The organism is Candidatus Hydrogenedentota bacterium (assembly GCA_012730045.1).
Classification (GTDB): domain Bacteria; phylum Hydrogenedentota; class Hydrogenedentia; order Hydrogenedentales; family CAITNO01; genus JAAYBR01.
In genome coordinates, this window is the sequence record JAAYBR010000137.1 from 1 (window position 1) to 3,780 (window position 3,780).

Sequence of the window (3,780 nt, forward strand, 5' to 3'; positions counted from 1 at the left end):
CAAGAGGATCGTCCGGTGTTTTCGTTTGTGCCCGGGGCATGGGCGGGTAGGGGCGCAGCAAGCGGCACCCCTACAAGAGGATTGCCCGGTGTGTTCGTTTGTGCCCGGGGCATGGGCGGGTAGGGGCGCAGCAAGCGGCGCCCCTACAAGAGGATCGTCCGGTGTTTTCGTTTGTGCCCGGGGCATGGGCGGGTAGGGGCGCCGCTTGCCGCGCCCTCTTCTTTTCGGCGAGCAGGGGTGCCCGTGATTTCCCAACAGCGGCGGCGACAATTCGGGTCGTGCCGGGAACGAGATCACTTCGGTCGCTGCGCTCCCTCGTGATGACGCACATTGCCACCGTCATCGCGAGGAGGCCGCGCAGCGGCCGACGCGGCGACCTCTTGCCGGAATGCCTGCGCTCTGGCGCATCTTGCGGGCAAAACGGTCCGCTCCCCGGGCACGGCTTGCGTTGTGCGGTATGCCCGCCCCATAATCCGCGCACACGAGGACGGTGAACCCATGCCCCGGCTTCCCAAAGAGATTGAGTGTCTATACGCGGCCCAGAGTGCGGGGGACGTGTCTCTGGTCACGCGCCGCGAAGGCGCGGAGGCCGTTGTCCGGGCGCTCACGGAAGTGGAAACCGCGTCGGCGGACATCGAGGGCGGCCGGGGTGCCCTCTTCCGCTTTTCCTGGTTGCCCGGGCGCGACGGACTGGTGCGGCCCTGCCGCCGGGGTGGGGTCATGCGGTTTCTCGGGCGGAACTATGTGCTGGAGAACCGGCCTCTGCGGGAGTTTGAGGCGCACTGCGAGGCCGTCGCCCGGGGGATTCCCGCGCCGATCCCCCTGGGGGTCTCGTGGCAACGGACCGGCGGGTTTCTGCGCGGCGCGCTGGCCACGGAGGCCGTGGACGCCCCCGACCTGCTGGCCTGGCTGCGCGCGCCCAACCATGCCGACCCCGAGACGCGCGCGGAGACCCTCCGCCGCTGCGGCGCGGTGGTCCGGAAGATGCACGATGCCGGCGTCTGGCACGCGGACCTCCAGGTAAAGAACCTGCTGGTTTCCCCGGAGGGTCCGATGCTGATAGACTTCGACGGCGCACGGGTCGGGGCACCCCCCGGCGGCCTGAACCGGGCACGGAACCTGCTGCGTTTCCGGCGGTCGCTGGAGCGGCGCGGACTGCAGCCGGCACTGTTCACCGCGTTTCTGGAGGGATACGGCCCCGCCGTGATCCCGGGCTGGCTGGAGGTGGCGTACCGTCTGCGGGGTGCGGGAAGAAAAGGCGTTTCTGAATGACCGATGCCGGAAACACACCGGACCCCATGTGCCCGGAGAACTTCCGCGTGGAGCGCGCGCCGGGAAAGGCGATGTACCTCCGCAACGATGTCACCGACGCCCAGCTCCAGACGCTGCTGAACCATCCCGGGGAGCCCATCAAGACCTCGCCCAAGGCGAAAGTGCGCCGCGTGGGCCACTGGGTGGTCAAAGAGAGCGCGGGGCCCCTCCCCGTGGCTGCGGCGCGGAACACCCTCCAGCGCGAGAAACGCCGGCACGCCTGGCTGGCCGCCCTGCGCCTCCGCGCGCACGGGGTGCGCGTGCCGGAACCCCTCGCGTTCATCGAGCACTCGCGGCTGGGGGTCGTCACCGCCACGGTCCATGTGTTCCAGTATCTGGACGGGTTCCGCGACGTGGAGCGGCACCTGCTTCATCTCGTGAAAAGCGGGGCGGGACCGGATGCCTTCGCGGCCTTCCTCGACCACCTCGCCGATGCCGTGAACGGGCTGGCGGAGGCGAACGCCTACCACGCCGACCTGTCGGGAAAGAACATCTTCACCCGCGACGGCGCGCGCTTCTACTTCATAGACCTCGACGCCGTCACCCTGGACTGCGCGTATGACGAGGAAAAACGGCTGAAGAACCATATCCAGCTCTACGACTCTTTCTGCGACGCCCTGGGCGACGTGCTGCTGGTGCCCTTCCTCCAGAAGATGCTCCCCCCGGAGATCGACCCGCGCACCTGGATGCCCCGGGTCCGCGACGGCCAGCGCGAACGCCGCATGCGCATCGAGGCCAAATGGGACAAACAGGGCGTCCGACCCCGCCGCATCCGCGACGAGCTCCCCCCGGTGGAGTAGGTCCGCCCCCGCCCATCTGCGCACCTCTGCGCAATCCGCGGACGGCCTCCTGCCCGACGGTCCTCCCTACTCCCCGCCGATGCGGTAGAGCATCAGCATGCCGGGCTCCGGGTAGGACTCCCTGGGCCTGTCGCGGTTTTTTTTCATGGTCTCCCATCGGAGGACATAGGTGCCGCCGCCGGTGTTTTCGCCCGTGTCGGCGCACCAGTTGACCTGCATGTCCGGGTGGTCAGTGGTGACTTTGGAAAGAGAAGCCGGACGGGACGCCGGCCTGTCCAACGGCCCGACGGTTTTCAGGGTCTCCTCATCCAGCAGCCAGCCGCCTTCGCCGAGTTTCACATGGCTCCAGGTCTGCGCGAGGCGCCCCTCCCCCTCCGGCGCCACAGACCCCACGCCCACCTCAGGCACGATGGTTCCGCCGCCCTCAAACCACCAGCGGTAATCCCATTCGCTGGCCTGACGGATGACCCATTTGTCGTCCTCCAGCCGGGCGTTGTAGAGCTGGGTGATCCCGTTGGCGTCGAACTTGTGGTAGGAGATGATCACCCGGTTCTTGGAGTCGAAGCCGATCTTGTGGTTGCCGTTGATCATGCCGCCCTTGACGGGCACGGGGTCCACAATGTCGCAGTCCGCCAGTTTGATGGGCAGGGGCAGGGCGTTGCCCCGGCTGTCCTCCCAGTGGACCAGGTCGCGGCTGCGCGCGTAGGACAGGTCGTGGTTGCTCTCGCAGCCGTAATGGTCGCGCCAGACCCAGCACAGGTGGAAAAGCCCGTCCGGCCCCCTGACCGGTCCCTGGAAATAGGCGTTCATCAGCCCCTCGCCGTCCGTCAGGGGGCTGGCCAGCAGACGCCGCCACTTTTCGGTCTGGACGTCGTAGGCGTTGTAAACCTGGTTGCCCTCGCCGCTCTTGCCGTCGCGGTAGGTGAAGACCAGTTCATTCTCCGCGCCCCGGAGGAACTGCGGATAGGTGCATTTGTCCTCGTTCGGGCCGACCATGTTGTGGATGCGCTGGAAGGAGGTGACATCCCCCGGCGCGGTGGTGCGGTAATACACCAGCGGGTCCACGTGCATGTTGCCGCAGAGATGGAGATGCCCGGCGTCGTCCAGCACGAGGGTGATGCCGTTGTGGCTGTCCCAAAGCACCCGCTCCGGCAGGCGGGCAAAGGTCCACGCCTTCTCGCCCAGGGTCCGCATGCCGACGGTCATCCACCGGTCCGCGTCGTAGAACGCCACATACTGGCGCGGCGCATCGGTGAGCAGGCAAAAGCCCACGGGATGTCCCGCCCACACCTTGGCGACCGGCACCTCCTCCAGCACTTCCGGGGCGGCCCAGGAAAGCGCCGGGATGCAAGCCCCGGTCAAGAGAATGGACAGTAATGTGAGGAAACGGGTCATCGGCTATCTCCGAATGATTGCGGTGAATCCCTAGCATATCCCACAGCGGCGGGCCGCCGCCACAGGACGCATCCGCCCCTGATCGTTGGACAAGACGCTGTGAAAGCCGGCGTCATGCCGGGAACGAGATTGCCGCGCTTCGCTGCCAATGAAGTAAGTCGGCGAGAACGCCCGCAAAGTAGACGCGCCATCTTGGCGCGTTCTTTGGGCCAACGAAAACCCCAAGAACGCGCCAAGATGGCGCGTCTACTTTTCCGGCCCTCCCGCAGCCCTC

Annotated in this window: 3 protein-coding genes; 2 read left to right on the forward strand and 1 reads right to left on the reverse strand. The window is 67.1% G+C overall.

The window, feature by feature from the left end:
- Positions 1-498: 498 nt before the first annotated feature.
- Positions 499-1,272, forward strand: coding sequence for a phosphotransferase (locus tag GXY15_14575; GenBank protein ID NLV42434.1), 774 nt, complete (start codon positions 499-501; stop codon positions 1,270-1,272).
- On the forward strand, positions 1,269-2,111 hold the full coding sequence (locus GXY15_14580) for a hypothetical protein (protein ID NLV42435.1): 843 nt from the start codon (positions 1,269-1,271) through the stop codon (positions 2,109-2,111). The genes GXY15_14575 and GXY15_14580 overlap by 4 nt, the downstream gene beginning before the upstream one ends.
- Positions 2,112-2,177: 66 nt before the next feature.
- Here GXY15_14580 and GXY15_14585 read toward each other — a convergent pair whose 3' ends face one another.
- The gene (locus GXY15_14585) at positions 2,178-3,506 is read right to left on the reverse strand and encodes a hypothetical protein (protein ID NLV42436.1); all 1,329 of its coding nucleotides are present in this window, start codon (positions 3,504-3,506) and stop codon (positions 2,178-2,180) included.
- Positions 3,507-3,780: the final 274 nt, after the last annotated feature.

Coding starts and splice junctions, on each gene's coding strand:
- GXY15_14575 (NLV42434.1), top strand. CDS start 499: ATGCCCCGGCTTCCCAAAGAGATTGAGTGTCTATACGCGGCCCAGAGT.
- GXY15_14580 (NLV42435.1), top strand. CDS start 1,269: ATGACCGATGCCGGAAACACACCGGACCCCATGTGCCCGGAGAACTTC.
- GXY15_14585 (NLV42436.1), bottom strand. CDS start 3,506: ATGACCCGTTTCCTCACATTACTGTCCATTCTCTTGACCGGGGCTTGC.